The following is a 25,012-nucleotide window of genomic DNA, read 5'->3' as shown; positions in this document are numbered from 1 at the left end:
GTTGACTATGTGCAATTTATTCCGGCGCTCTGAGCCTTGTCTGGGATTGAGGGGTAAAATGATGTCATACAGCACAGGCATGGTGCTTATATCTTGGTGAGTGACACCATCACGACGTTGTATGACTTTTTATTTACTCACATCATAGAGGCCTGAATATGGTTCAGATGTCCAGGCGCCAGTTCCTTCGGGTAACTGGCGCGACCATTGCTGGTTCCAGCCTCGCTCTGCTCGGTTTCGCACCGGGCCAGGCGATGGCGGAAGTGCGGCAATACAAGCTGTCTCGCACCACCGAGACACGCAATACCTGTCCTTACTGTTCGGTAGGATGTGGCGTTCTGCTGTATGGTCTGGGCGACGGCGCGAAAAATGCCGTCTCCAGCATCATCCACGTGGAAGGCGATGCCGATCACCCGGTGAACCGCGGCACCTTGTGCCCGAAGGGCGCCAGTCTGGTCGACTTCATCCACAGCCCGAACCGCCTGAAAGTGCCCGAATACCGCGCACCGGGCGGCACGGAATGGCAACCGATCTCCTGGGATGTGGCTCTCGACAAGATCGCGCGCCTGATGAAGGATGACCGCGATGCCAACCTGATCGAAAAGAATGCCGACGGCAAGACCGTCAACCGCTGGCTCTCCACCGGCATGCTGGCCGCGTCGGCCGGCAGCAACGAGGTCGGTTACCTGACCCACAAGACAGTGCGCAGCATGGGGATGCTGACCTTTGATAATCAGGCGCGTGTATGACACGGACCGACGGTGGCAGGTCTTGCCCCGACGTTTGGCCGTGGCGCGATGACGAATCATTGGGTCGATATCAAGAATGCCGATGTGATTTTGGTCATGGGCGGCAATGCAGCAGAAGCACATCCTTGCGGATTCAAATGGGTAACGGAAGCGAAGGCGCATAACAAGGCCAAGCTGATCGTTGTCGATCCGCGTTTTACCCGTACCGCATCCGTGGCAGATTACTACTGCGCCACGCGTACCGGCACGGACATCGTCTTCCTCGGCGCGATCATCAATTATCTGCTGACGAACGACAAGATCCAGCATGAGTACGTGCGCAACTACACGGACATGCCCTTCATCGTGCGCGAAGACTATGCGTTCGAAGACGGCCTGTTCTCGGGTTTCGACAAGGAAAAGAACAAGTACACCGACAAGGCCACCTGGGATTACGAGATCGGCGACGACGGTTATGCCAAGGTCGACCCGACCCTGGAACACCCGCGCTGCGTCTACCAGATGATGAAGAAGCACTACTCACGTTACACGACCGAGATGGTCGAACGTACGTGCGGCGTGTCGCCCGACAAGTTCCACAAGGTGGCGGAAGCATTGGCTTCGACCGCCGTGCCGGGACGCGCCGGCACCATCCTGTACGCACTGGGCTGGACGCACCACTCGACGGGCGCGCAAACCATCCGCACGGGCGCCATGGTGCAGTTGTTGCTGGGCAATATGGGTATCGCGGGCGGAGGCATGAACGCCTTGCGCGGCCACTCGAACATCCAGGGCTTGACGGACCTGGGCCTGATGTCGAACCTGTTGCCAGGTTACATGACCCTGCCCAACGAGGGCGAGCAGGATTTCGATGCCTACATCGCCGCGCGCGCCACCAAGCCGCTGCGGCCGAACCAGCTCAGCTACTGGAGCAATTACCGCAAGTTCCACGTCAGCTTCATGAAGACGTGGTGGGGTGATTTCGCCACGGCCGAGAACAATTACGCGTTCGACTACCTGCCAAAGCTGGACAAGCCGTATGACTTGATGCAAGCCATCGAGAACATGCACCAAGGCAAGATGACGGGCTATATCTGCCAGGGCTTCAATGTGCTGGCGTCCGCGCCGAACAAGCAGAAGGTCACGGAAGCGCTGTCGAAACTGAAGTTCCTCGTCATCATGGACCCGCTTGCCGTGGAAACGGGCGAATTCTGGAAGCCGCACGGGCAATACCACGAAGTCGATCCCACCAAGATCATGACGGAAGTGTTCCGCTTGCCGACCAGCTGCTTCGCCGAAGAGCGCGGTTCGCTGGTCAGTTCCTCGCGCGTGCTGCAGTGGCACTGGCAGGCGGCCGAACCGCCGGGCCAGGCGCGCAGCGACCTGGAGATCATGTCGGGCCTGTTTTTGCGCATGCGTAGCATGTACAAGAAGGAGGGCGGCAAGTTCCCCGATCCGATTCTCAACCTGACGTGGAATTATGCGCAGCCGCATAACCCGCAACCGGAAGAAATCGCCCGCGAATTCAACGGCAAGGCATTGGCCGATCTGTACGATCCGAAAGATGCCACCAAGCTGCTGGTGAAGAAGGGCGAGCAGCTGGCTTCGTTTGCGCAATTGCGCGACGATGGCACCACCACCAGCGGTTGCTGGATCTTCGCTGGCAGCTGGACGCAGGCGGGCAACCAGATGGGACGGCGCGACAATAGCGACCCGACGGGCATCGGCCAGACGCTGGGCTGGGCCTGGGCGTGGCCGGCGAACCGCCGCGTGCTGTACAACCGCGCTTCGTGCGACTTGAAAGGCAAGCCTTTCGACCCGACGCGCAAGCTGATCGAGTGGAATGGCACGAACTGGAGCGGGGCCGACATTCCCGACTTCAAGGTCGACGAACCGCCGGAAAACGGCATGGGCCCGTTCATCATGCTGGGCGAGGGCGTGGCGCGCTTCTTTGCGCGTGGCGCCATGGCCGAGGGACCGTTCCCCGAGCATTACGAGCCGTTCGAAAATCCGCTGGGCTACAACCCCATGCATCCGAAAAACCCGCAGGCGACCAGCAACCCGGCCGCACGCGTGTTCGCCGATGACCGGAAGATGTTCGGCACGCACGAGGAATATCCGCATGTGGCCACCAGCTACCGCCTGACCGAGCATTTCCATTACTGGACCAAGCATGCACGCCTGAACGCCATCATTCAGCCGCAGCAATTCGTTGAAATCGGCGAAGAGCTGGCCAAGAGCATCGGCGTCGTTGCCGGCGGGGAAGTACGCGTCAGTTCCAAGCGGGGACACATCATCGCCAAGGCCGTGGTCACCAAGCGCATCAAGGCGTTGATGATCGAGGGCAAGCAGGTGCATACCGTGGGCCTGCCGCTGCACTGGGGCTTTACGGGCGTGGCCAAGCCGGGGTATCTGATTAATACCCTGACGCCGGGCGTGGGGGATGCGAATTCGCAAACGCCGGAATTCAAGTCCTTCCTCGTGAAGGTGGAAAAAGCATGATGGGAGATCAATAATGGCACTGCAATCCTTAGATATCCGGCGCCTGTCGGCGACCACGGTGACGCCGCCGCAAGCGCGCAGCCCGGTGACGGGCACCGTGGCCAAGCTGATCGATGTGTCGAAATGCATCGGCTGCAAGGCTTGCCAGACGGCGTGCATGGAATGGAACGACTTGCGGGACGAAGTCGGCGAAAACCATGGCACCTATGACAATCCGACGGACCTGACGCCGCAATCGTGGACGGTGATGCGTTTTGCCGAACACGAAAACAACGACGGCAACCTCGAGTGGCTGATCCGCAAGGATGGCTGCATGCACTGCGAGGATCCGGGCTGTTTGAAAGCCTGTCCGGCGCCGGGCGCCATCGTGCAGTACACGAACGGCATCGTGGATTTCCACCAGGAAAACTGCATCGGTTGCGGCTACTGCGTGGCCGGCTGTCCTTTCGACGTGCCCCGCATTTCGAAAAAGGACGACCGCGCCTACAAGTGCACCTTGTGCTCGGACCGCGTCGCCGTGGGCCAGGAGCCGGCCTGCGTGAAGACCTGCCCGACGGGCGCCATCGTCTTCGGCACCAAGGAAGACATGAAGGTGCATGCGGAAGAGCGCATCGTCGACCTGAAGTCGCGCGGTTTCGAGAACGCGGGCCTGTACGATCCGCTGGGCGTGGGCGGCACGCACGTGATGTACGTGCTGCACCATGCCGACAAGCCGAAGCTGTATTCGAACTTGCCGGAACGCCCGCGCATCAGCCCGATGGTGGGCTTCTGGAAGGGCTGGTCCAAGCCGCTGGCAGTGGCCGGCATGGCTGCCACGGCGCTGGCAGGCTTCTTCCATTACACGCGTGTCGGTCCGAACGAAGTGAGCAAGGATGAAGAGCACGAAGCCTTGGAAGAGGCCAAGCGTATCCGGGAGGAAGACCATGAGCCACAATGATTTGCATGATGGCAAGCTGCGCGACAAGGATGGCCACCCGCTGATCCAGCGCTACGACCCCAATGAGCGCACGAATCACTGGGTCACCGCCATCACCTTCGTCATGCTGGCCCTGTCCGGCCTGGCCATGTTCCATCCCTCGATGGCGTGGCTGGCGAACCTGTTCGGCGGCGGGCAATGGACGCGCATTTTGCATCCGTTTGCCGGCCTGGTGATGTTTGTCTCGTTCGCGATCCTGGTGGTGCGCTTCTGGCACCACAACAAGTTCGAGGACGGCGACAAGCAGTGGCTGAAACAGATGGACGACGTGCTCAACAACCGCGAAGAAAAGCTGCCGAAGATCGGCAAATACAATGCCGGCCAGAAGATCCTGTTTTTCGTGCTGCTCGCTTGCATGGTGGGATTGTTGCTGTCGGGCATCGTGATCTGGCGCGCGTATTTCGCGTTCTACTTCCCGATCGACGTGGTGCGTTTTGCCGCCTTGCTGCATGCCGGTTGTGCTTTTGCCATCATCTGCGCCATCATCGTGCATATCTACGCGGCGATCTGGGTCAAGGGCTCGATCGGCGCCATGGTGCGCGGCACCGTCACCTATGGATGGGCGCGCAAGCACCATCCGAAGTGGTTTGAAGCGGTAATGCGCAACAGCAAGGACTGACGGTTTTTTGCTTAAGTAGCCCAAGTGCAAGAGCCGGGGTCAGACCCGTCGGGTCTGACCCCGGTTTTCCTTTGCGGCTTGCGTTGCGCTATATCGATTAAAATACTTTTACAGCACAGCCAACTCCGCTGGCTCTGCCTTGCTTTTTTTGATGGGAAAACTCCATTGGTACAACGCATTCTTCAGCCAGGCGAAATCGAAGGCCTGGACCACAACGCGATTCCGCGCCTGCTGCTGCCGCAGCCTGACAGCCTGTTCAAGGCGCGCGCCTTGCGCTTGCGCGAATTGGCGCAAGGCAACATCAAGGGCATCCCCGTCGATGCGGGCATGCAGGGTTACCTGGTGCTGATGGCCGCGCTGGCCGATGCGCAGGCCGCCGTGGTGGGAAAACTGGCGCCCGGCGCCGTGCCTGCCGCCGACCCCGATGCGCTGCGCCGCGCGATCCAGCACCGCATGCCCGTGCTGCCCGTCAGCGGCGCCCGTCCGCCCGTCTGGCGCGATATCTTTGCCAGCGTGCTCGATGAACTGGCCGCCACGGCGGCCAGCCAGCCGGCCCTGTCGGGCGGCCTGACGCAGGTGCTGGCCCAGCTGCGCGCGCTCGACGCGCAAGCGCTCGATGCCTGCGCCGATGCCGTGCTCGATGAAAACGGCGACAACCTCAATCCCATGCACGCGCCGTTCGTTGCGGCCGCACTGCAAATCCTGTGGTCGGTGTCGGCCAGCGCACTGCGCGCCGCGCGCGTGCCGGACCTGGAAACGGGCACCCTGTGCCCCGTCTGCGGTTCGCACCCCGTCGCCAGCGTGATCCGCATCGGCGGCCAGTCGCAGGGTTATCGCTACCTGCACTGCGGCATTTGCGAAAGCGAATGGCATATGGTGCGCGTGAAGTGCTCGACCTGCGAACAGAATGGCAAGATCGCCTACCAGGGCCTGGACGCGGCCGATGCGGTACCGTTCGACCCCGTGGCGGCGAAGGACGACAAATTGCCCAACAAGGCGAATGATCCCAAAAAAGTGGCGCGCGCGGAAACCTGCGACGACTGTCATACCTACCGCAAGGTTTTCAACCAGGAACACGATTACAACGTCGAACCGCTGGCCGACGACCTGGCCAGCCTGATGCTCGACCTGCTGGTGGGCGAAGCGGGTTACCAGCGCGCCAGCGGCAATCCGCTGCTGTGGCTGGGGAAGAGCGACAGCAGCGAAGGCCTGCAAGCATGACGACAGGGCAAACCGTGCGCCTGCCGTCGGTCGACCGCATCCTGGGCGACGCGGCTTGCCTAGCCCTGATTGCGCACTACGGCCGCGTGCAAACCCTGGCCTGCGCGCGCGCCGTGCTGGCCGAACTGCGCGCCGCCATGCTGGCCGGCGCAGTGTGCGAGGAGGGCGCATCGATTGCCGCCATCGTCGCGGACATGGACGAACGCCTGCAGGCGCAATCGCGCTCGCAGCTGCGCGCCGTGTTCAACCTGACGGGCACCGTGCTGCATACGAATTTGGGCCGCGCGCTGCTGCCCGACGCGGCCGTGCAAGCCGTGGTGGAAGCGTTGCAATGGCCGATGAACCTGGAATTCGACCTGGAAACGGGCAAGCGGGGCGACCGCGACGACCTGGTCGAGGAACTGTTGCGCGAACTGACGGGGGCCGAAGCGGCCACCGTCGTCAACAACAATGCGGCCGCCGTGCTGCTGATGCTGAACACCTTGGCGCAGAATAAAGAGGTGATCGTCTCGCGCGGGGAACTGGTGGAAATCGGCGGCGCCTTCCGCATCCCCGACGTGATGACGCGCGCGGGCGCCGTGCTGCGCGAAGTGGGCAGCACCAACCGCACGCACCTGGCCGATTACGCGAACGGCATGAATGAACACACGGCCATGCTGATGAAGGTCCATTGCAGCAATTACGCGATCACCGGGTTCACGAAAAGCGTGGAGCTCGATGAACTGGTGCCGCTGGCGGCAAAACACGGAGTGCCGACGGCGGTGGACCTGGGCAGCGGCACTTTGCTTGACCTGGCGCAATACGGGCTGCCGCACGAAACGACGGTGCGCGAAACGATAGCAGCGGGCGCCGATCTGGTGACCTTCAGCGGCGACAAGCTGCTGGGCGGGCCGCAGTGCGGCGTCATCGTCGGGCGCGCCGACCTGATCGCGAAGATCAAGCGCAACCCCCTGAAACGTGCGCTGCGGGTCGGCAAGCTGACGCTGGCTGCTTTGGCCCCGGTGCTGCAGCTGTACCGCGCGCCGGACTTGCTGGCCGAACGTTTGACCACCTTGCGCCTGCTGACGCGTCCGGCGGCCGCCATGCGCGCGCAAGCCGAGCTGCTGCTGCCGCAGTTGCAGCAGGTGTTGGGAAAATCGTACACCGTCGCGGCCGAAGCCATGAAAAGCCAGATCGGCAGCGGCGCCTTGCCCGTCGATCAGTTGCCCAGCTTTGGCCTGGCCATCCGCAGCGCTCCAGGCTCGCGCCTGAGCAATCCCTTGGGAGCGCTGGAACAGCGCCTGCGCGCCTTGCCGTGCCCCGTGATCGGGCGCATCGGGCAAGATACCTTGTGGCTGGACTTGCGTTGCCTGGAGGCGGCGCATCAGGCGGCTTTCATCGCGCAGCTCGCCGAGTTGTCCGCATGATCGTCGGCACGGCAGGCCATATCGACCATGGCAAGACGACGCTCACGCGTGCGCTGACGGGCGTGCACACGGACCGCCTGAAGGAAGAGCAGGCGCGCGGCATCTCGATTGAACTCGGTTATGCCTACCTGCCGCTGGCGGACGGCACGGTGCTGGGCGTGATCGACGTGCCGGGCCACGAAAAATTCATCCGCACCATGGCTTCCGGCGTGACGGGCATCGACTTTGCCCTGCTGGTGGTGGCGGCCGACGACGGCATCATGCCGCAGACGCACGAGCACCTGGCCATTTTGCAACTGCTGGGCGTGACGCGGGGCGCCGTGGCGCTGACCAAGATCGACCGCGCCGACGGGGCCCGCGTGGCGCAGGTGGAGGCCGACATCGAGGCGCTGCTGGCCGGCACGCCGCTGGCGGGCAGCCCCATCTTCCCTACGGCCGCCAATCGCGACAACGATGCCGGCGTGGCCGCCTTGCTGGCGCACCTGACGCAAGTGGCGCGCAGCCTGCCGCAGCGCGATGAACGGCGCTTGTTTCGCCTGGGCGTGGACCGCGTGTTCACCTTGTCGGGACAGGGCACCATCGTCACCGGTACGGCGCTGGCGGGACGCGCACAGGTGGGCGACATGCTGCAATTGGCACCCGGTGGCGCGCAAGCGCGCGTGCGCAGCATCCATGCGCAAAACCGCGCAGCCGAGACGGGCATGGCGGGCCAGCGCCTGGCGCTGAACCTGGCCGGCATCGACCGCGAACGCATCGAACGGGGCAACTGGATCGTCGCGCCGGCACTGGCGCAATGTTCGGAGCGCGTCGATGTGGAATTGACCCTGCTGCCCGACGCCGGCGTGCAGCTGAAAGCCTGGTCGCCGCTGCACGTGCATCTGGGCGCGGCGCACCAGCTGGCGCGCGCCGTCATGCTCGATGGCGAGACCCTGTCGCCGGGGCAGACGGGCAGGGTACAGCTGGTGTTCGAGACACCCATGCACGGCGTGCCCGGCGACCGCTTCGTCGTGCGCAATGCGCAAGCGACGCAAACGGTGGGCGGCGGCATGGTGCTCGATCCGTTCGGCCCCGCGCGCAAGCGCCGCAGCCCGGCCAGGCTGGCCTGGCTGGACGCCCTGGCGGCCTTTGTCGCGCAGGGCGACTATGCGGCCCTGCTGGCGCAAAGCCCGCTGGGTTTACGCGAGTCGCTGCTGGTGCGCTTGTCGCTGCTGCCGGCGAGCGCCATCGCGCTGCCGCCCGATACGCAGCGCATCGCCCTGCGCGGTGACGACGCCCTGCTGCTGGCGCCGGCGGCGCAGGCGGCACTGGAAGAGAGGATGCTGGCCGCCTTGGCTGTCTTCCACGCGCGGGCGCCCGATGAAGCGGGGCCGGAACTGTGGCGCCTGAAGCGCATCGTCGACGCCGAGATGGAAGACGCCTTGTGGAGCCGCCTGGTCGAAGGCTTGCTGGCGCGCGGCGAAGTCCAGGCGCGCGGCGCCAGCCTGCATCTGCCGACGCACAGCGTGGAATTGACGCCGCAGGAGCACGCACTGGCCGAGCCCTTGCTGGCGGCCTTGTTGCAGGGGCGCTTCGAGCCACCGTGGACGCGCGACCTGGCGCGCGACTCCGGCCTGGCCGAGGACGACACGCGCCGGCTGTTGCGCAAACTTGCCAAGGCAGGGCAGATCAGCCAGGTCGTGCACGACCTGTTTTATCACCAGGCGGCGCTGGCCGAGTTGGCGCAACTGGTGCGCAGTCTGGCCGAAAAAGTCGAACAGGAAGAAGGTTTGCCGGCCGGCAGTGGCGCCGTGGGTGCCGCCACCTTCCGCGACGCCAGCGGCCTGGGCCGCAAGCGGGCGATCCAGGTCTTGGAATTTTTTGACCGCGTCGGTTATACTCGCCGTGTTGGCAATGGGCATCTATTACGCCCGCAAGCGCTGTGGTCCTATAGTGCAACCTTGCCCAACAGCTAGCTCAGGCACCGCGGAAAGCACACTCATCCGGTGATGTGGCCGGGCTTCAAACCCGGTGGAGGGCGTCAGACGTTCTCCCGTAGGTTCGACTCCTACTGTTTTCCGCCAGTTACTTTTCCTTTGACCCCTCTCCCTAATGTCGCTCTCATTGCGCTCTCCCGGCGTTGGGTTGTTGCCACGTTGCCGCAGATTCACACTGCAATAGTAGCCATCAAATCAAGACGTTTTCGTTTGATTGGCAGCGCGCATGAAATCAACGAATGCACGCAGCTTTCCGGGCATGTGCTCGCGATGCGGATAGTAGAGATGAAAAGCGTCATCCAACGCCCAGTGCTGACTCAGTATCTGCCGCAGCATGCCGCTGCTTAACTCCTGCTTCGCAAAATCTTTCAGGATGAAAGCGATGCCCTGGCCTTGTATTGCAGCGTCGAGCACGGATCGCATTTCGTCAAAAATAAAGCGCCCTTGAACATCGATTTGAACCATCTGACCGCGATCTTCGAACTTCCAGTCATATAATCTGCCCCCAACGCAATATCGCTGGCGTATGCAGTTGTGCTTGAGCAGTTCAGCCATCGTTTGTGGCTCACTGCGATCGAGGAAGTAATCCGGCGCTGCCACCACAATTCTTTTTTGTACTGATCCCAGTTGTACAGAAATCATGTCATTTTGCAGTTTCCTCCCCATGCGTATGCCGATATCAAAACCGGCGCTGACGATATCGGTCAACTGATTGTCGAGCGAGATCTCGACATTGATGAGCGGAAATTGTTCCAGGAACGACGCCATGTGGGGCTCGATCAAGATACGGTAGGCAACGTAGGATGAACTGACGCGCAACATGCCCGACGGTTGATCAGTCGTGAGCAAAGCTTGTGACAGGGAGTTTCTGATCAAGGCAAGTGCAGGCGACAATGCCGCGTTCAATGACGCGCCAGCTTCGGTCAGACTGACACTACGTGTGGTGCGATTGAACAGCCGCACATTCAATTGTGCTTCCACGTTTTTGATCGTGCGTGATACCGCAGTCGGCGTGACGCCTATTTCTGCGGCAGCGCGAGCGAAGTTCAAATGCCTGGCGGCAGCCTCGAAGGTCAGCAGACCTGGAAGATGCAACGGCGGTGAAGGGAGTGCGCGCCCTGCATCCTCAGTGCTGGCCGGAGTTTTTATTATGACTTTTTTGCTCATACTGTATCTCCACCTATGACTATTTACGTCATTATCTCCGATCTGCATACTGATCACATCAAACAAATCAATCCAGCTAGTCAGCCGTCTTTCGAGAAAAGGAAACATCATGAAAACCCTCCGCTCTGCTCTCGCCTTTTCCATCGTGGCCCTGTCTCAAAGTAATGTTTTTGCAGCAAGCCTGCCCGGTGTCGAACAGAACACGGCAAAATTTTTGCAAGCCCTTGAAGGAAGCAAACCGCTCGAGACCATGACGCCGGTCGATGCCCGCGCCATGCTGGTGAGCGCGCAAGCTGGCTCCAATGTGGCGTTGCAGGAGGCTGACGTCAGCGAGACGACAATCCACGTCAATGGCAGCGACCTGAAGCTGACCATCGTGCGCCCGGCAGGCAGCAAACAGAAGACCCTGCCCGCGTTCATGTACTTCCATGGTGGCGGCTGGGTGCTTGGCGACTTTCCAACCCACGAGCGTCTGGTGCGTGACCTTGTGGCAGGGTCGGGCGCGGTGGCAGTGTTCGTCAACTACAGCCTGTCTCCGGAGGCGAAATATGGGGTCGCCATCGAGCAAGCCTATGCCGCAACCAAATGGGTGGCCGAGCATGGCAAGGAGATCAACGTCGATGGCAAACGCCTTGCCGTCGCCGGCAACAGCGCGGGTGGCAACATCGCCGCCGTGGTTGCCCTGATGGCCAATGAAAAAGGCGCACCTGCACTGCGTTCGCAAGTCTTGCTGTGTCCTGTGACGGATGCAAACTTCGACACGCAGTCGTACAAGCAGTTTGCCAACGGCTACTTCCTGACAAAGGATTTGATGGCGTGGTTCTGGGACAATTACACGCCGGACGCCAACGCACGCAAGCAGATCTACGCTTCGCCGCTGCAGGCGACGATAGAGCAGCTCAAAGGGTTGCCGCCGACACTGATCCAGACTGCCGAATTCGATGTCCTGCGTGATGAAGCCGAAGCTTACGGCCGCAAGCTCGGCGCTGCGGGCGTGAAGGTGAAGTCGGTGCGCTACAACGGCTTGATACACGATTTCGGGTTGTTGAACGTGAACAGTCATGTGCCGGTGATCCGCAGCGCGATCGCCCAGGCGTCGCAAGAACTCAAGAGCAAGCTGGGCAAGTGACTTCGAACCAGAGCGAAGACTCGATTATGACTTTTATGTTCATACGATATCTCCTTCTACGACTATTTACGCCACTATTGCCGATCCGCATACTGATCGCATAAACAAATCAATCTGCTTACACCAGACATTTTTCGAAAAAAGAACCATGAGCAAAATCTTTGAACCCCTGACACTGCGCGGTGTCACCCTGCGCAACCGCTATGCCCTGAGTCCGATGTGCCAGTACACGGCAAAAGACGGCTACGCAAGCGACTACCACGCCGTCCACTACGGCCGTTTCGCGCTGGGCGGCTTCGGCCTGATGATGGTCGAGGCGACCGCCGTATCGCCCGAAGGACGGATCACGCATGGCGACCTGGGCCTGTGGGATGACGCACACATTCCCGGCCTGGCACGCATCGCCGCCTTTGCCAAGGCCTATGGCGCCACGCCTGGCATCCAGATTGGCCATGCGGGGCCGAAAGCGAGCATCCAGCGCGCTTTTGAAGGCAACGCTCCCTTGAACGACGCGGACGCGGCATGCGGTGAGACCCCTTGGGAAGTGGTGTCGCCCAGCGCGCGTCCGGTGGCCGACGGCTGGCTGCTGCCCACCGCCCTTGATGTAGACGGCATCGTCAAGGTCCGTGCCGATTTTGTTGCTGCGGCCCGCCGCGCGCTTGAGGCAGGCTTCGATGTACTCGAGCTGCACTATGCGCACGGCTTTCTGCTCAACGCTTTCCTCTCACCGCTGACCAATGACCGCAGCGATGAATACGGCGGCAGCTTCGAGAACCGCATCCGCCTGCCTTTGGCCATCGCCCGCGAAGTGCGCGCCGTCTGGCCGCAGGACAAGCCGCTGTTCGTGCGCCTGTCGGCGGTCGATGGCAGCAGCAGTGGCTGGACCATCGACGATAGCATCGCCCTGGCCGAAGCCCTGAAAGCGGTCGGTGTCGACGTCATCGACTGCTCGTCCGGCGGTTTCGGCGTCTATGAGTACCCGAACGGCTATGGCTTCCAGGTGCCGTTCGCCGCGCAAATCCGCCGCGAGGCCAATATTGGCACCATGGCCGTCGGCATCATCGTCGATCCGGCGCAGGCCGAAGTCATCATCGATTCCGGCCAGGCCGACCTGGTCGCACTGGGCCATGCGGCGCTGTGCGATCCGCACTTTCCCTTGCATGCACAGCAGGCGCTGGGAGCGGCTAACCCGGACGCAGCCTATGCCAACTGGAATGTCCAGGCCGGCTGGTGGCTAGACCAGCGCGCCAGCAAGTTGGCACAGCTGGGTGCATGGTTCCCGGCACCGGCTGCTACCGCGGCTACCCACAAGGATTGAACCCCATGCCGGCCAGGGTGGCCGGTTTTTTTAGTATGAACAAGCAGGAGTAAAAACATGAGCAAACCGACCTATGTGCAGGACTATCTGGCCATCGTCGAAGTACTGAACAAGTACAACGACGGCTGCAAGCAAGCCGATAGCAGCATCATGAAACCGGCCTTCAGCGAGCAGGCAACCATGTTCAGCGTTGACGCCGAAGGCAAGCTGGCTGGCGGCGGCATCCAGAACCTGTTCGACGGCATCGACACCGCTTTCCATCCATCGCCTGAAGCTCAGGGGGCAATCGTCAGAGTTGACATCGTCGGCACCGCCGCCAGTGCGCGCATCGACACGAACGATGTTTCTGGCTTCTGCTTCACCGACTTCTTCCACTTGCTGAAAGTCGAAGGCAAGTGGACGGTCGTGAGCAAAATATTCCACACCCACAGCGCACCCTGAACTTCCGGCGTGCATGGATCAGTCTGAGATTAACATGCACAGCAGATCAGGCCTCGCGTCAGATCTGCTGCCCTCATCAGCAGTTGCAACCATTATCACGAGTGAGTAAATGAAAAAGACCCTCTTCAAGACCTTGTTGTTCGCTGCAATCATTGCTGGCATTGGCGCCACTGCTCAAGCCGCAGACCTGCAAGGCGGCCAGCAAGTTGCCAGTAGCAATACCATCAACAAACCTAGCTATGTGCAGGATTATCAAGCCATCGCGGAGGTACTGAACAAATATATAGACGGCTGCAAACAGGCTAGCAGCACGATCATGAAGCCGGCTTTCAGTGAAAAAGCCACCATCTTCAGCGTCGACGCCAAGGGCAAGCTGACTGGAGGCTCGATCCAGGAACTGTTCAAGGCTATCGACAACCCGCCATTTCGCCCATCAGCTGAAGCGCAAAGCGTGATCGTCAAAGTCGATATCGTCGGCACCGCTGCCAGCGCGCGCGTCGACTCCAACGATGTCTCGGGTTTCTCGTTCAGCGATTTCTTCCACCTGCTCAAGGTCGATGGCAAGTGGAAGATTGTCAGCAAGATATTCCACACCCACGTCGCGCCCTGAGCGCTGCGCTGGCGTTGCGTAGCGCTCAAGTATTAGCGTTTGCTGGAAGAAGCCTTACCGCGTACGCAGCAAGCTTGGTCATTTCGCTTAAGGTCACGCCATCGCGCACATGAATCGACATCCCTTCCAACAAGGTGTTGAGTACGGCCGCCAGCGATTTGACATCTGTCTTCGCCGGCAACTGGCCATCCTTGATGCCTTTTTTTAGCCGCTTGCTGAAGTGTGCGATGCCCTCTTGCCGCAAGGCCTTGACGGTGTCAAAGACTTCGACCGACTCTGCCGACACATTGATGGCCGCCAGCACCACCAGGCAGCCGCAGGGCACTTGTGGCGACAGCAGGATCTCGCCCGCTTCCTTGAAGAAGCGGTCGATCGCGCGATGGACATCGGGCTCGTCGGCCATGCGCGCCCACGGCGCATCCCAGTAAGTACGCTCATAGAAATCGACGGCTTCGAGAAACAGCTTGGCCTTGTTGCCGAAGGCGGCATACAAACTGGGCGGGTTGATACCCATGGCCGAGCATAACTCGGCCAGCGAGGCCGGTTCGTAGCCATGGCGCCAGAACACATCGAGTGCGCGCACCAGGGCTTCGGCGCGGTCGAAACCACGCGGCCGGCCCTTGATTCTGGTGACAGGTGGAAGATTTTCAATGCTGGACATCAGGATTACCACCTCTTTTCAATCTGCTGCACATAAGACTGCTTGTTGCCCAGTATACCGGCCATCGCCCGGCAACCGCAATGCAAACAGGCCGCCGGAGCGTTTGCCCGGGCGGCCTGGAGTGCCGTGGGGAAGCTTACCAGTCCTGGCGGGTCGGCGAGATGATCAGGTCGTTGACGGTCACATTGGCCGGCTGGTCCAGCGCATAGACTACCGCGCGGCCAATATCTTCCGGCGCAATCGCAATCTTGTTGAGCTCTTGCGCTGCCTTGCGGCCGGCCGGATCGGTGACCTTGTCGGCCCATCCCGTGTTGATCACGCCGGGGCTGATGGTATTGACGCGAATGCCATGCTGGACGCCAAGTTCCTTGCGCATCGATTCCGTCATCGCCTGCACAAAGAATTTCGTGGCGCTGTAGACGCCCGCCGCAGGCCCCACCTGGTGGCCGGCGACCGAATCCATGTTCAGTATCTGTCCGGATTTTTGCGCCAGCATGAATGGCAGCACGGCTGCGATCGCGTTCAGATAGCCCTTGATATTAACGTTGATCATCTTTTCCCAATCGTCGACCGCCAGGTCGGTCCAATTCGAGAAGAGCATCAGGCCGGCGTTATTGACGAGTATGTCGACCGTGCCGAAATGGTCGTGCGCCGCTTGCGCCAGGGACTTCATCTCGGCTGGACTGGTGACATCGGATACGATGCCGAGCGCTTTCCCACCGGCCGCTGTCAATTCAGCGACGATGGCGTCCAGTCCTTCCCGGTCGCGCGCCGCCAGTACGACTTTCGCGCCTTTTTCCACCAGTGCGCGCGCCGATGCGGCGCCGATGCCCGACGATGCGCCGGTAATGATGGCAGTCTTGTTGTGTAGATGACTCATGATGCATCCTTTTCGGTTGAATGCCCGGCAACTGCCGGGCAATAAATGACGCTAAATTGTTGGCCAATCAGCCGGCGGCCGTTGGCCAGTCGGTGTAACCCTTGGCGCCGCCGCCGTAGTAGGACTCGCGCGGCGCGATCGCCAGCTCAATGCCGGACTGCAGGCGGTGCACCAGGTCCGGATTCGAAATGAACAAGCGCCCAAAGGCAACGGCGTCGATCTTGCCTGCCGCGCGGCGCTGCTCCGCCATCTCCAGGTCATAATTGTTATTGCCGATAAACTGGCCGTTGAATTGCGCGCTCAAGGCATCGAGGTCGATACCATCGGGCACCTCGCGCGAGGTCGCAGTCGCGCCTTCGACGAAATGCAGATACGCCAGGTTAAAGTGGTTCAGCTCACGGATCAGGTAGCCGTACATGGCCATGACGTTGCTGTCAGGCGGTGTGTTGCCTGCATCGGGCGTGACCGGCGACAGGCGGATGCCGACGCGATCGCTACCCCATATCTCGACGATTGCGGCCGTCACCTCGAGCGTCAGTCGCGCACGGTTCGCGATCGAGCCACCGTACTGATCGCTGCGATGGTTTGTGGAATCGCGCAAGAACTGGTCGAGCAGATAGCTGTTTGCCGAATGCACCTCCACGCCATCGAAGCCGGCACGTTTTGCGTTGCGCGCAGCAATCCTGTACTGCTCGATGATGCCCGGGATCTCGGCGGTGTCCAGCGCGCGCGGCATCGATACCGGCACGAAACCCTCGGTGGTGTAGGTGTTGCCCTCGGCCTGGATGGCGGAAGGGGCCACGGGAGCCGCGCCATCGGGCTGCAGAGCAACGTTCGAAAAGCGACCTACGTGCCACAGCTGGCTGACGATCTTGCCGCTGGCCGCATGCACGGCATCGGTGACCTTTTTCCAGCCTGCCACCTGCGCGTCGCTCCAGATACCGGGGGTGGCGGCATAGCCGCGTCCCTGCGGCGAGATATTGGTTGCCTCGGCCACGATCAGGCCGGCACTGGCGCGCTGGGCATAGTACAGCGCATGCATGTCATCGGGGATTCCCTCCTCGCTGTAGCGGCTGCGCGTGACTGGTGCCATCACGATACGGTTGGCAAGTTCGATGGCGCCCATGTTGACGGGCGAAAATAAATCGGTACGGCTGGCGTTATCTTTCATGTGTTTTCCTTGTCTCGACCAGTTCAGGTCGCTAATTGCAGTGTCCCGCTTGCGCTGGCCTTCGGTGATAGTGGGTGCCCTGGCAATCCTGCAGGCACGGTTGAATCGCGTTGATTGACAATTTCTGTAGTAATCACTATATAATACACTTATTATGTAGCGCTTACTACAGATTCACTCCGGCAGCTGCACTGGCATGCGCCGGCCATTCATTGATCTCCAAGGAATAATCCATGTCCCAACCCAGCTATGTGCAGGAATACAGCGCCATCGTCGACGTGCTCAATCAGTACAACGAAGGTGGCAAACAGGCCAACAGCATCATCATGAAGCCCGCCTTCAGCGAGCAGGCCACCATCTTCGGCGTCACTGCGGATGGTGAGCTGACGGGCGGCGCCATTTCGGGCTTGTTCGACACCATCGACACGGCATTTCGTCCGTCGCCGGAGGCACGGGCAGTAATTGCCCGCATCGACATCGTCGGCTCCGCCGCCAGCGCCCGCATCGATACCAATGATATTTCCGGCTTCTGCTTTACCGACTTCTTCAACCTGCTGAAAGTGGCAGGCAAGTGGACCGTGGTGAGCAAGATCTATCACACGCACGCCGCACCCTGAATCATTTTTTCATTTACCGACAAGGAACCATCATGAACAACAATATCAAGGCAGTACCCACCAGCCAATACGATGCCGTCATCGCTGTTGCACAACAATATGTCGATGGCTTGCGCGCTGGCAGCAGCGAAGGCCTTGCACAAGCGTTCCACCAGGATGCCGTGATGTACGGCTTTACCAATGGCGAACTGCTGGGCGGCCCGATCAGCAAGCTGTTCGATTTCGTCAAGACCAATGGCAAGGCTCCGGACATCACCACACGCCTCGACGTGCTGGCCATTACGCCCACCACCGCCGTGGTGCGCGTGGATATGGAGAAAGATGCCATCGGTGCGGATTACAACGATTACCTGACCCTGATCAAGCTGCCTGAAGGATGGAAAGTCATCGCCAAGGTCTACCACCAGTTCGCAGCCTGAACATTCACCTGAGACAGGAGGCTATCATGGCAACAGTCGAATATTGTGCGCTGGTCGAGCATGGAGCAGCCGATGTATGGAGCGTGCTGAAACAATTTGGCCAGATCAGTACCTGGCACCCGGCCATCACGCACAGCCGCATCGAAGGCGAGTTGCCGGACGGAATGGTCGGATGCGTGCGCCACCTGACGCTGGAGAACGGTGTCATCCTGCGCGAAAGACTGCTGTCGGTCGATGACAGCGAGCGCAGGCTGTCGTACCGCTTCGAAGAATCGCCATTACCGGTGGACAACTATGTCGCAACCATCTGCCTGACGCCAGTGAGCGATCAGGCGACGACGCTGATCGCCTGGAAGGCCACCTTCGATCTGCGCGAGCTTGATCCGCAGCAGCAGCAAACGGCGGCGATACACGCGTTGATCGTTGACGGGCATCAGAGCTTGCAGTCCTATCTGGCAGGGCTGGAACCTAGCTGAAGCCAGGACGGCTTGCGGCGCTTACGCGTCCGCAAGCCTTTTTCGTCTCAAGGTCGGGGCATTCCCGCCAAGGCCGGTTGCGGTAGTAAAGCCTGTTTTTCCCAGCGCGCGATGACCAGCGGCGCGACGGCATTGCCGAGCACATTGAGGGTCGTCGTGCCACTGTCGATAATCCGGAAAATGCCGGCGATCAGGGCAACGCCTTCCAGCGGCAGTCCGGCCGAGGCCAGCGTGGCTGACAGGATGATGATGGCAAAACCTGGCACGCCTGCCGCGCCCTTCGACGTCAGCACCATGGTAATCACCAGCATTGCTTGTTGTGTCACCGACAGGTCAATGCCATATAGTTGCGCGATAAAGATGGTCGCCACGCCGAGGAAAATCGCCGCGCCGTCCAGGTTGAAGGCGTAGCCGACCGGCACCACGAAGCTGACGATGCGCCGTGGCACGCCGTAGGCTTCCAGCTTTTCCATCAGTTGCGGCATGACGGCAGCCGAAGCCGCGCTGGAAAAGGTCAGCAGCAATTCATCCCTGAAATAGCGTATCAGCTTGAAGATGTTTTCGCCGATCAGGTAGCAGATGCCGCCGAGCACCACCAGCGCAAACAGCAGCAGTGCCAGGTAGACCACGCCGATCAGTTTTAACAGCGGCAACAGCGACGCAAACCCGAAACTGCAGACGGTGGCGCCTATCATGCCGAACACACCGATCGGCGCATACGCCATCACGATGCGCACCACCTTGAACATGGTATCGAGTATGCCTTGCAGCACTGCCACCACCGGTGCGCTCCTGGCCTGCGGCAGCGAATTGAGGGACAGGCCGAACAGCACGGCAAAGAATAGGATGGATAGCAATTTGCCTTCCGCCAGGGCCACAAAAATATTGTCAGGGACGATATTTTGCAGGATCACCAGTGCGCCTTTGGGCGGCTCCATTTTCATGGCCGTGCCGCCATGGGCCATGGAGGAGATATCGGTACCGGTGCCAGGCTGGAACAGATTGGCCAGCAACAAGCCGACGACAATGGCCAGGCTGGTGATGGCGAAAAAATAGCCGATCGACTTCATGCCCATGCGGCCGAAGGACTTGTTGTCGCCGCCGGCAATGCCAAGCACCATGCAGCAGAACACCAGCGGCACCACCACCATCTTCATCATCTTGATAAAGATATCGCCTAGGGGCTTGAGCACTTGCGAGCTCACCCAATCCTGATGCAAGGGATGCGTGTTGAAATACCAGCCGACCAGTATGCCCAGCGCCAGTCCGATAGCGATTTGTACAACCAAAGAAATCCGTTTCATGCCTGTCCCCGTTTTATTGTATGGCAATTGGGCACGGGGCGAGACCCGTGCCACCGGTATTACTTGGCGAACAACTGGTCGATGTTCTGGAAGGCCTTGAACTCTAGGGCGTTACCGCACGGATCAAACAGGAACATGGTGGCCTGCTCACCCACCTGGCCCTTGAAGCGGATGTATGGTTCGATGACAAACTTCGTGCCGAAGGTTTTCAGGCGCTCGGCCAATGCCTCCCAGTCACTCCAGCCGAGCACGACACCGAAGTGCGGCACCGGCACATCGTGCCCGTCGACGGGGTTCGAATGCACGTGTTCCTGGGAGGCCGTCTTGGGGTGTTCATGGATTACCAGTTGATGGCCAAAGAAGTTGTAGTCGACCCATTGCACGCTTGAACGTCCCTCTTCAAGGCCAAAAACATCGCTGTAGAAACGGCGTGCCGCCGGCAAGTCATAGACCGGAATAGCAAGGTGAAAAGGTGAAAGGCTCATGCGGAAATCTCCTGTTAGTGTTTGACATATGTCGTGGCTCGGCAACATTTGAGAAAGTCAATGCCGCCACTCAAGTATTGTAGAATCTCGAAATGAAAAAAATAATCAATATATTTTTTCCATAAACACAAATAGGATTGATGAATGATACGAGAACTCAAAACCCTGGTCTCGGTCGCGCGCGAGGGCACGTTTGCGGCTGCCGGCGACAAGATCGGCCTGACGCAAGCGGCGGTCAGCGCACAGATGCAGCGCCTGCAGGCCGAACTGGGCTTATCCTTGTTCGACCGCGCGGGACGCTCCGCCCGCCTCAACAAGATGGGGCATCAGATACTCGAGCAGACCCAGGAGTTGTTACGCCTGTACGACAACCTGGGCTCCGCAAGTGCCGGCGCACCGGCCGCCAAAGTGACCATAGGCGCGATCGCCTCAGTACAGCGTTCTTTCCTGCCGGACGCGTTGGCTGCGCTGCACCAGCGATTGCCCGATTGCCGGACGCGCGTTTTACCTGGACTGTCAATGGAGTTGTTGAACATGGTAGACGCGGGCGAGATCAACATGGCGGTCATCATTCGCCCACCTTTCGCACTGCAGAGCGACTTGCGCTGGACCACGCTGGCGCGTGAACCGTTCCGTTTGATCGTGCCACGGGACGTGCCCGGTGATGACTGGGTGGAGTTGCTGTCGCAGCAGCCTTTTGTCCGCTATGACCGCGCCTCGTTCGGCGGGCGCCAGGTCGATCGCTTCCTGAGAAAAATGCATTTGCCTTTGCGCGAAGTGTGCGAAGTAGACGAACTCGATGCGATCATCAAACTCGTTGCCAATCGCGTTGGCGTTGCCTTGCTGCCACAAACTGCTGCCCACCGGCGTTGGCCGGCTGCAATACGCGTTATCGACCTGGGGCCACACACCTTCCATCGGGATATTGGTTTGGTACACCGTTCTCAGGCGAGCCTCAGCGCTCCTGCGCGCATGCTGGTGGATCTGATGGTAAAACAATGAGAGGCGATTCAAGTTTCTCTTCTGACGTAACAGCGGGCCGATGGTAACATCGGCTTGTATCCCCTGTAGCAGATGAAAGCAAGCATGAAACAAGCAAGCATGGCATGGCTGCTGGCAGTGGCGCTGTTGGTGCCGCCGCTGGCCGCGGCGGCAGGCCTGCGCATCGTTGGCGAGCACTTGCCGCCATCGAGCATGATGGAAGGCAATGTCGTCGTCGGGCGTGAAACGACGAAGGTGCGTGACATCATGGCGCGCGCCGGTATTGCCTACAGTATCGAATTATTGCCGTGGAAGCGCGCGTATGCGCAGGCGCTGCGCGAAGCCGACACCTGCATCTTTTCCACCAGCCGCACGCAAGAGCGCGAAGCGCAATTTCGCTGGATCGGCCCCCTTAACGAAGCGGAATGGATACTGTATGGCCTGGCCGAGCGGCATCTGACGCTGCGCACGCTAGCCGATGCGCGCGGCCTGGTGATCGGCACGGTGCTGGGCGACGCGCGCGACGACTACCTGCGCCAGCATGGCCTGAGCGTGGCGCCCGTGACGCAGGAGTGGCTCAATCCGCAAAAACTGCTGCTCGGGCGCATCGATCTTTGGGCCGTGGGCATGGCGGTGGGCAGCAAGCCGTTTGCCGGCAAGGAGTGGGAGGGCAAGGTGGAGCCGCTGCTGACCTTTAATCGCGTGCAGACTTACCTGGCCTGTAACCCCAAGGTACCCGAGGCGCAGGTGGCGGCCATGCAGCGCGCGGCTGCCGCCATGCGCCGCGACGGCAGCATGGCGCGCGAGCATAGTCGCTAGCTCCCCCGTTTCAGCTTTCCAGCCACTGGCGCACGCAGTTGCGTCCTTCGCGCTTGGCCTGGTACAGGGCCTGGTCGGCATGGCTGTAGGCCGTCTCGAAGGCCGTGCCGGCGCGGTTCCAGCTCAGGCCCACGCTGACGGTGATGGGACGCGTGATAGGCGCCGCATGGCGCTGGCGGCCGACGCTCTCGCAGATGCGCTGCGCCACTGTCGCCGCGTCGTCGCGCGAGGAGGTGGGCCAGACCACGGAAAATTCTTCACCGCCGACCCGGCCGATGGCTGTCTCCTGTCCTAATAAGCCCTTCAGGCAGTCGACCACGGCCTGGATCACGCCGTCTCCGGCCGGGTGGCCGAAATCGTCGTTGACCTGCTTGAACAGGTCGATGTCGAGCACGATCAGGGCCATGTCGCCGTGCGCCAGACAGCGCGAGGCATGCTCGATCACGGCGCCGCGGTTCAAGGCACCCGTCAGCGGGTCGTGCGTGGCGCGGTATTCGAGCTGGCCGGCCAGGGTTTGCAGTTGGCGGTTCAGCAAATGCATGTCGCGCTCGGCGCGGTCGCTGCGGCCGATCAGGCGCCGCGTCTCGCGCATCAGCCGTTCGTAGTGATTGATCAGTTCACCGAGCACGCGGCGCTGCGCTTCGCCGCTGGCATGGACGTCGGCGTGCATGCGCCGCGCGGCAGCCAGCGCCGCCGCTTCCACGGTGAACAGGTCGGGTTCGAGGCTGGACTCGGAGATGGCGGCGCGCATGCCCTAGCTGCCCTGCACGGGATGGTCGCAGAAATCCAGTGCGGTAAAGTCTTGCTGCAGCTCCTGGCCAAATTCCAGGATGGTGTCGTCATCCTCGTCGTGATACCAGTTCAGGCGCACCTGGTTGCCGTCCATGGCCGCCTGGTTCAGAGTGTCGAACAGGGTAAACAGCATCTTCGTGCTGGAGCTGTTGAAGTAGGCCAGCGAGACGTTGACGGTGATGGCGCTCTCGCGGCAGGCGTCCAGGTAGGCGCGCACGGCGGCGATCAGCGGGCCATAGAAGGCGGCCGCGTTTTCCGGATATGACTCGCCCTTGATCGACAGGGTGTGCTGCGCGAAACGGAAGTCGATTTCGGGCGAACTCGGGGTCGCGGCGATGAACAGTGGTGACGGTAATTGCATATGCTTTCCTGAGTCGGCTCTTTCAAATGATGGCTTTGATGCAGAAGATGGTGTGCCCCGGCTCCTGGGGATCCTGGACGAATTCGAATTCCAGCGGCTCGCTGGCGTCGCGCGCCATGGTGAGGAAACCCAGGCCCGCGCCCTTGCTGTCGGCCGGCGTTTCCTCGCGCAGGGCCTTTTTATACGCCAGGCGGATTTCTTCCATCGTCATCGTGTGCAGCGGCTCCAGGCGGGCGCGGATCTGCGCCACGTTGTCCGTCGAGACGGGGTTGGCGCACAGCAGAAAAAAGCTGTCGCCGCGCGTGCCGATGCAAAACGAGCCGCGCCGCATCTGCTGGTCCAGCTGCGCATCGGGCGTCAGGCTGTCGGCGGAATAGTGCATGATGTTTTGCGACATCTCGATGAACGAGGAAAAGATGCGCCGCCGCGTGGGGCCGGCCGCGCCGGCCGTGTCGAGGCGCGCCTTGATGGTTTCGGAAATGGCGCTCACCACGTGCTGCGAGAAATAGCCCACGTAAAAAAAGATGATGTTGCGCTTGCGCGCCACATCCCAAAACTCGTTGAATTCTTCGTACAGCACGTCCGTGCTCCTGGCTAGCCGGTGACCCGGTTTCTTGTTGATAAGGTGGTTCGATGGCGCCAAAACTACAGGCGGAAACAGAAAAAGGTCAGGTCGTCGCGGCGCGGCTGCGCTCCCTGCCAGGCGGCGCTGTCCTGCAGCAGCGCCGCCGCCACGTCGCCGGCGGGAGAGTCGCGTTGCGCCAACAGCTGCTCGCGCATGCGCCGCTTGCCATAGGCGATGTCGCGCGCGCCGCCGATCTGGTCGAGCAAGCCGTCGGTGGTGATGAACAGCAGGCTGCCGGCGGGTATGGCCAGCGTTTCGTTGTGCCAGCAGTAGTCGGCCGGCGTATCGACATAGCCCACGCCCATGCGCGCGCCATCGATGGCGCGCACGGCCTCTTCGCCTGGCGCGACCAGGTGCAGCGCCAGTTTCGCCCCCGCGAAACGCAGGCTGGCGCTGGCCTCGTCGTAGCACAGAAAGGCGCAATCCATGCCGTCGTTCGAGCCGGCGTGGCCGGTGGCCTCGCCGCTGCCGGCATCCTGTCCCAGCAAGGTCTTGATGGCGCGGCTGACGGCGCCGATCAGGGCGGCAGGATCGCGCGGCCCCAGTTCGCGCAAGGCCTGGCTCAGGGCCGACGAGGCGATCAGGGTCATGAAGGCGCCCGGCACGCCGTGGCCCGTGCAGTCGGCGATGGCGGCGAACCAGCCCCCATCGTGGCGTTCGAAGAAGTAAAAATCGCCGCCGACGACGTCGCGCGGCTGCCATTCCAGGTGGGCGTCGGGCAGGGTGGCGCGCAATTCCGCGCTTGATGTGCGCAGCAGGGCGCGCTGGATCACGCTGGCGTAATCGATGCTGTGCATGATTTGCCGGTTCTTTTCCGCCTGCATGGTGGCCACCACGTTCATCAGCTGCAAGCCGAAGCCCACGCCGGCCAGCGCGCCATCCTCGGTGATGATGAAGCCGTCGGCCAGCGCCTTTTCGCCCGCTTCCACGGCGCGGAAGGTGAGGTCCTCGATGCTCATGGCGCCGTCGACGATCAGCGGTTCCTTGTCCATGAAGGCGATGCAGCTCTTCTTGCCGTACACCTCGTGGTAGAAGGGCTTGGACATCTGCGACATGAAGATGTTGCGGCTGATCAAGCCGATCGGCTTCTGCTGCTCGGTGACGGGCAGGCTCATCATGTCGCGCCGTTCCGTGAACAGTTCCAGCACGGCGAAATTGCTGGCGTCGGCCTGCACCGATTCCGTGGGTATGCACAGATCAAACGCCACGGAGGTGCGATAACGGGGAAGATGCAAACGAGAAGCGTTGAACTCCACAGCGGCTACCTTTACATGACGATCGGACCCTTGTTGTCGCGACGGCAAGGCGACTGACAAACAGGCAATATCATC

General features: G+C 61.0%; 25 protein-coding genes and 1 tRNA gene. 16 read left to right on the top strand and 10 right to left on the bottom strand.

Annotated elements, in window-relative coordinates:
• Nucleotides 1-158: 158 nt before the first annotated feature.
• From fdnG to ACQ4W0_RS10870, 7 genes are all read left to right on the top strand, one after another.
• The gene (fdnG, locus tag ACQ4W0_RS10900) at nucleotides 159-3,230 is read left to right on the top strand and encodes a formate dehydrogenase-N subunit alpha (protein ID WP_436576747.1); all 3,072 of its coding nucleotides are present in this window, start codon (nucleotides 159-161) and stop codon (nucleotides 3,228-3,230) included.
• A 13-nt stretch (nucleotides 3,231-3,243) separates the two neighbouring features.
• Nucleotides 3,244-4,167, top strand: a complete 924-nt coding sequence (fdxH, locus tag ACQ4W0_RS10895; protein WP_034779207.1) for a formate dehydrogenase subunit beta — start codon at nucleotides 3,244-3,246, stop codon at nucleotides 4,165-4,167.
• The gene (locus tag ACQ4W0_RS10890) at nucleotides 4,154-4,825 is read left to right on the top strand and encodes a formate dehydrogenase subunit gamma (RefSeq protein WP_436576746.1); all 672 of its coding nucleotides are present in this window, start codon (nucleotides 4,154-4,156) and stop codon (nucleotides 4,823-4,825) included. The genes fdxH and ACQ4W0_RS10890 overlap by 14 nt, the downstream gene beginning before the upstream one ends.
• A gap of 165 nt (nucleotides 4,826-4,990) precedes the next feature.
• Nucleotides 4,991-6,046, top strand: a complete 1,056-nt coding sequence (fdhE, locus tag ACQ4W0_RS10885; protein WP_436576745.1) for a formate dehydrogenase accessory protein FdhE — start codon at nucleotides 4,991-4,993, stop codon at nucleotides 6,044-6,046.
• On the top strand, nucleotides 6,043-7,452 hold the full coding sequence (selA, locus tag ACQ4W0_RS10880) for an L-seryl-tRNA(Sec) selenium transferase (protein ID WP_436576744.1): 1,410 nt from the start codon (nucleotides 6,043-6,045) through the stop codon (nucleotides 7,450-7,452). Before fdhE ends, selA begins: the two co-directional genes overlap by 4 nt.
• Nucleotides 7,449-9,404, top strand: a complete 1,956-nt coding sequence (gene selB, locus ACQ4W0_RS10875) for a selenocysteine-specific translation elongation factor (protein ID WP_436576743.1) — start codon at nucleotides 7,449-7,451, stop codon at nucleotides 9,402-9,404. The genes selA and selB overlap by 4 nt, the downstream gene beginning before the upstream one ends.
• Nucleotides 9,405-9,416: 12 nt before the next feature.
• Nucleotides 9,417-9,512 (top strand) — tRNA-Sec (locus ACQ4W0_RS10870).
• A 108-nt stretch (nucleotides 9,513-9,620) separates the two neighbouring features.
• Here ACQ4W0_RS10870 and ACQ4W0_RS10865 read toward each other — a convergent pair.
• The gene (locus tag ACQ4W0_RS10865) at nucleotides 9,621-10,703 is read right to left on the bottom strand and encodes a LysR family transcriptional regulator (RefSeq protein ID WP_436576742.1); all 1,083 of its coding nucleotides are present in this window, start codon (nucleotides 10,701-10,703) and stop codon (nucleotides 9,621-9,623) included.
• Between ACQ4W0_RS10865 and ACQ4W0_RS10860 the strand changes: the two genes are divergently transcribed.
• The 4 genes from ACQ4W0_RS10860 (at nucleotide 10,702) to ACQ4W0_RS10845 (ending at nucleotide 14,090) form a co-directional block, all read left to right on the top strand.
• A complete protein-coding gene (locus tag ACQ4W0_RS10860; protein ID WP_436576741.1) occupies nucleotides 10,702-11,721 on the top strand; it encodes an alpha/beta hydrolase in 1,020 nt (339 codons plus the stop codon). The genes ACQ4W0_RS10865 and ACQ4W0_RS10860 overlap by 2 nt on opposite strands.
• A 148-nt stretch (nucleotides 11,722-11,869) precedes the next feature.
• On the top strand, nucleotides 11,870-13,039 hold the full coding sequence (locus tag ACQ4W0_RS10855) for an NADH:flavin oxidoreductase/NADH oxidase (protein WP_436576740.1): 1,170 nt from the start codon (nucleotides 11,870-11,872) through the stop codon (nucleotides 13,037-13,039).
• Between the two features lie 57 nt (nucleotides 13,040-13,096).
• Entirely contained in the window at nucleotides 13,097-13,480 is a 384-nt protein-coding gene (locus tag ACQ4W0_RS10850; RefSeq protein ID WP_436576739.1) for a nuclear transport factor 2 family protein, read from the top strand.
• Between the two features lie 109 nt (nucleotides 13,481-13,589).
• A complete protein-coding gene (locus ACQ4W0_RS10845) occupies nucleotides 13,590-14,090 on the top strand; it encodes a nuclear transport factor 2 family protein (protein ID WP_436576738.1) in 501 nt (166 codons plus the stop codon).
• A 25-nt stretch (nucleotides 14,091-14,115) separates the two neighbouring features.
• Here the strand turns inward: ACQ4W0_RS10845 and ACQ4W0_RS10840 are convergent, their stop codons facing one another.
• The 3 genes from ACQ4W0_RS10840 to ACQ4W0_RS10830 form a co-directional block, all read right to left on the bottom strand.
• The gene (locus ACQ4W0_RS10840; protein ID WP_436576737.1) at nucleotides 14,116-14,751 is read right to left on the bottom strand and encodes a TetR/AcrR family transcriptional regulator; all 636 of its coding nucleotides are present in this window, start codon (nucleotides 14,749-14,751) and stop codon (nucleotides 14,116-14,118) included.
• A gap of 136 nt (nucleotides 14,752-14,887) precedes the next feature.
• On the bottom strand, nucleotides 14,888-15,631 hold the full coding sequence (locus tag ACQ4W0_RS10835) for an SDR family oxidoreductase (RefSeq protein WP_436576736.1): 744 nt from the start codon (nucleotides 15,629-15,631) through the stop codon (nucleotides 14,888-14,890).
• Between the two features lie 67 nt (nucleotides 15,632-15,698).
• A complete protein-coding gene (locus ACQ4W0_RS10830; protein ID WP_436576735.1) occupies nucleotides 15,699-16,802 on the bottom strand; it encodes an alkene reductase in 1,104 nt (367 codons plus the stop codon).
• Nucleotides 16,803-17,035: 233 nt separating this feature from the next.
• Here ACQ4W0_RS10830 and ACQ4W0_RS10825 point away from each other — a divergent pair, with 233 nt between their 5' ends.
• From ACQ4W0_RS10825 to ACQ4W0_RS10815, 3 genes are read left to right on the top strand one after another with little or no spacing between them, the layout of a single operon-like run.
• A complete protein-coding gene (locus ACQ4W0_RS10825; RefSeq protein WP_436576734.1) occupies nucleotides 17,036-17,419 on the top strand; it encodes a nuclear transport factor 2 family protein in 384 nt (127 codons plus the stop codon).
• A gap of 32 nt (nucleotides 17,420-17,451) precedes the next feature.
• Nucleotides 17,452-17,838, top strand: coding sequence for a nuclear transport factor 2 family protein (locus ACQ4W0_RS10820; protein ID WP_436576733.1), 387 nt, complete (start codon nucleotides 17,452-17,454; stop codon nucleotides 17,836-17,838).
• A gap of 26 nt (nucleotides 17,839-17,864) precedes the next feature.
• Nucleotides 17,865-18,314 (top strand): SRPBCC family protein, encoded by a 450-nt coding sequence (locus ACQ4W0_RS10815; protein ID WP_436576732.1) that lies wholly within the window; start codon nucleotides 17,865-17,867, stop codon nucleotides 18,312-18,314.
• 47 nt (nucleotides 18,315-18,361) lie between these two features.
• On the opposite strand, the gene ACQ4W0_RS10810 is transcribed toward ACQ4W0_RS10815, so the two are convergent.
• Nucleotides 18,362-19,618, bottom strand: coding sequence for a cation:dicarboxylate symporter family transporter (locus ACQ4W0_RS10810; protein ID WP_436576731.1), 1,257 nt, complete (start codon nucleotides 19,616-19,618; stop codon nucleotides 18,362-18,364).
• Between the two features lie 59 nt (nucleotides 19,619-19,677).
• Nucleotides 19,678-20,103, bottom strand: coding sequence for a VOC family protein (locus tag ACQ4W0_RS10805; RefSeq protein ID WP_436576730.1), 426 nt, complete (start codon nucleotides 20,101-20,103; stop codon nucleotides 19,678-19,680).
• A 144-nt stretch (nucleotides 20,104-20,247) separates the two neighbouring features.
• On the opposite strand from ACQ4W0_RS10805, the gene ACQ4W0_RS10800 reads away from it, so the two are divergent.
• Both ACQ4W0_RS10800 and ACQ4W0_RS10795 read left to right on the top strand, forming a co-directional pair.
• Nucleotides 20,248-21,105, top strand: coding sequence for a LysR family transcriptional regulator (locus tag ACQ4W0_RS10800; protein WP_436576729.1), 858 nt, complete (start codon nucleotides 20,248-20,250; stop codon nucleotides 21,103-21,105).
• A gap of 84 nt (nucleotides 21,106-21,189) precedes the next feature.
• Nucleotides 21,190-21,903 carry a substrate-binding periplasmic protein gene (locus ACQ4W0_RS10795; protein ID WP_436576728.1) on the top strand — a complete coding sequence of 238 codons (714 nt, stop codon included), beginning with the start codon at nucleotides 21,190-21,192 and terminating at the stop codon, nucleotides 21,901-21,903.
• Nucleotides 21,904-21,913: 10 nt separating this feature from the next.
• Here ACQ4W0_RS10795 and ACQ4W0_RS10790 read toward each other — a convergent pair whose 3' ends face one another.
• From ACQ4W0_RS10790 to ACQ4W0_RS10775, 4 genes are all read right to left on the bottom strand, one after another.
• On the bottom strand, nucleotides 21,914-22,654 hold the full coding sequence (locus tag ACQ4W0_RS10790) for a GGDEF domain-containing protein (protein WP_436576727.1): 741 nt from the start codon (nucleotides 22,652-22,654) through the stop codon (nucleotides 21,914-21,916).
• Nucleotides 22,655-22,657: 3 nt separating this feature from the next.
• Nucleotides 22,658-23,056 (bottom strand): DUF1987 domain-containing protein, encoded by a 399-nt coding sequence (locus ACQ4W0_RS10785; RefSeq protein WP_436576726.1) that lies wholly within the window; start codon nucleotides 23,054-23,056, stop codon nucleotides 22,658-22,660.
• Between the two features lie 22 nt (nucleotides 23,057-23,078).
• Nucleotides 23,079-23,636, bottom strand: a complete 558-nt coding sequence (locus ACQ4W0_RS10780) for a SiaB family protein kinase (protein ID WP_071322933.1) — start codon at nucleotides 23,634-23,636, stop codon at nucleotides 23,079-23,081.
• Nucleotides 23,637-23,701: 65 nt separating this feature from the next.
• Nucleotides 23,702-24,916: a SpoIIE family protein phosphatase gene (locus ACQ4W0_RS10775; protein ID WP_436576725.1), complete on the bottom strand. Its 1,215-nt coding sequence runs from the start codon at nucleotides 24,914-24,916 to the stop codon at nucleotides 23,702-23,704.
• Nucleotides 24,917-25,012: the final 96 nt, after the last annotated feature.

The organism is Janthinobacterium breve, from assembly GCF_051380895.1.
Taxonomy (GTDB): Bacteria; Pseudomonadota; Gammaproteobacteria; order Burkholderiales; family Burkholderiaceae_D; genus Janthinobacterium.
Note: the sequence above shows the minus strand (reverse complement) of the source record. Positions and strands in the feature narration are given on the sequence as shown.

What these genes read in the sequence shown, in the direction of transcription:
- fdxH (WP_034779207.1), top strand. Translation starts at nt 3,244, where the DNA reads ATGGCACTGCAATCCTTAGATATCCGGCGCCTGTCGGCGACCACGGTG.
- ACQ4W0_RS10890 (WP_436576746.1), top strand. Translation starts at nt 4,154, where the DNA reads ATGAGCCACAATGATTTGCATGATGGCAAGCTGCGCGACAAGGATGGC.
- selA (WP_436576744.1), top strand. Translation starts at nt 6,043, where the DNA reads ATGACGACAGGGCAAACCGTGCGCCTGCCGTCGGTCGACCGCATCCTG.
- selB (WP_436576743.1), top strand. Translation starts at nt 7,449, where the DNA reads ATGATCGTCGGCACGGCAGGCCATATCGACCATGGCAAGACGACGCTC.
- ACQ4W0_RS10860 (WP_436576741.1), top strand. Translation starts at nt 10,702, where the DNA reads ATGAAAACCCTCCGCTCTGCTCTCGCCTTTTCCATCGTGGCCCTGTCT.
- ACQ4W0_RS10865 (WP_436576742.1), bottom strand. Translation starts at nt 10,703, where the DNA reads ATGATGTTTCCTTTTCTCGAAAGACGGCTGACTAGCTGGATTGATTTG.
- ACQ4W0_RS10855 (WP_436576740.1), top strand. Translation starts at nt 11,870, where the DNA reads ATGAGCAAAATCTTTGAACCCCTGACACTGCGCGGTGTCACCCTGCGC.
- ACQ4W0_RS10850 (WP_436576739.1), top strand. Translation starts at nt 13,097, where the DNA reads ATGAGCAAACCGACCTATGTGCAGGACTATCTGGCCATCGTCGAAGTA.
- ACQ4W0_RS10845 (WP_436576738.1), top strand. Translation starts at nt 13,590, where the DNA reads ATGAAAAAGACCCTCTTCAAGACCTTGTTGTTCGCTGCAATCATTGCT.
- ACQ4W0_RS10840 (WP_436576737.1), bottom strand. Translation starts at nt 14,751, where the DNA reads ATGTCCAGCATTGAAAATCTTCCACCTGTCACCAGAATCAAGGGCCGG.
- ACQ4W0_RS10835 (WP_436576736.1), bottom strand. Translation starts at nt 15,631, where the DNA reads ATGAGTCATCTACACAACAAGACTGCCATCATTACCGGCGCATCGTCG.
- ACQ4W0_RS10830 (WP_436576735.1), bottom strand. Translation starts at nt 16,802, where the DNA reads ATGAAAGATAACGCCAGCCGTACCGATTTATTTTCGCCCGTCAACATG.
- ACQ4W0_RS10825 (WP_436576734.1), top strand. Translation starts at nt 17,036, where the DNA reads ATGTCCCAACCCAGCTATGTGCAGGAATACAGCGCCATCGTCGACGTG.
- ACQ4W0_RS10820 (WP_436576733.1), top strand. Translation starts at nt 17,452, where the DNA reads ATGAACAACAATATCAAGGCAGTACCCACCAGCCAATACGATGCCGTC.
- ACQ4W0_RS10815 (WP_436576732.1), top strand. Translation starts at nt 17,865, where the DNA reads ATGGCAACAGTCGAATATTGTGCGCTGGTCGAGCATGGAGCAGCCGAT.
- ACQ4W0_RS10810 (WP_436576731.1), bottom strand. Translation starts at nt 19,618, where the DNA reads ATGAAACGGATTTCTTTGGTTGTACAAATCGCTATCGGACTGGCGCTG.
- ACQ4W0_RS10805 (WP_436576730.1), bottom strand. Translation starts at nt 20,103, where the DNA reads ATGAGCCTTTCACCTTTTCACCTTGCTATTCCGGTCTATGACTTGCCG.
- ACQ4W0_RS10800 (WP_436576729.1), top strand. Translation starts at nt 20,248, where the DNA reads ATGATACGAGAACTCAAAACCCTGGTCTCGGTCGCGCGCGAGGGCACG.
- ACQ4W0_RS10795 (WP_436576728.1), top strand. Translation starts at nt 21,190, where the DNA reads ATGAAACAAGCAAGCATGGCATGGCTGCTGGCAGTGGCGCTGTTGGTG.
- ACQ4W0_RS10790 (WP_436576727.1), bottom strand. Translation starts at nt 22,654, where the DNA reads ATGCGCGCCGCCATCTCCGAGTCCAGCCTCGAACCCGACCTGTTCACC.
- ACQ4W0_RS10785 (WP_436576726.1), bottom strand. Translation starts at nt 23,056, where the DNA reads ATGCAATTACCGTCACCACTGTTCATCGCCGCGACCCCGAGTTCGCCC.